Below are 425 nucleotides of genomic sequence, written 5' to 3' on the forward strand. Positions count from 1 at the left end.
TGCAGCACCAGGTAGCCCACCAGGTATTTACCGTCGACCGCCAACACGGCAGCCTCACGGACCCACGCGTGCTCCAGCAGGCGCGCTTCGATTTCCCCCAGTTCGATGCGCAGGCCGCGCAGCTTGACTTGATGGTCGATACGCCCGGCGTATTCGATCACGCCGTCTGTGCGGTAGCGTGCCAGGTCGCCGGTACGGTACAGGCGCTCGCCCTGGATGAACGGGTGGGCGACAAAACGTTCGGCAGTGAGTGCCGGGCGGCGGTGGTAACCCCGGGCCAGGCCGATGCCGCCGAGGTGCAACTCGCCGAGCACGCCGACCGGTACGGGTTCAAAGTGGCTGTCGAGGATATAGCAGCCGAGGTTGGCGATCGGGCGGCCAATTGGTACCGCATCGCGGCCTTCGTCCACGCAGGTCCAGTGGGT

1 protein-coding gene is annotated in these 425 nt (G+C 66.1%); it reads right to left on the reverse strand.

Going from position 1 to position 425, the window contains the following annotated elements; translation table 11 throughout:
- Positions 1-425, reverse strand: a 425-nt coding sequence (locus BFP99_RS01740; RefSeq protein WP_141690741.1) for an AMP-binding protein, incomplete at both ends; no start/stop codon positions are given.

Source organism: Pseudomonas sp. 1 R 17 (assembly GCF_900067035.1).
Lineage (GTDB): Bacteria > Pseudomonadota > Gammaproteobacteria > Pseudomonadales > Pseudomonadaceae > Aquipseudomonas > Aquipseudomonas marginalis.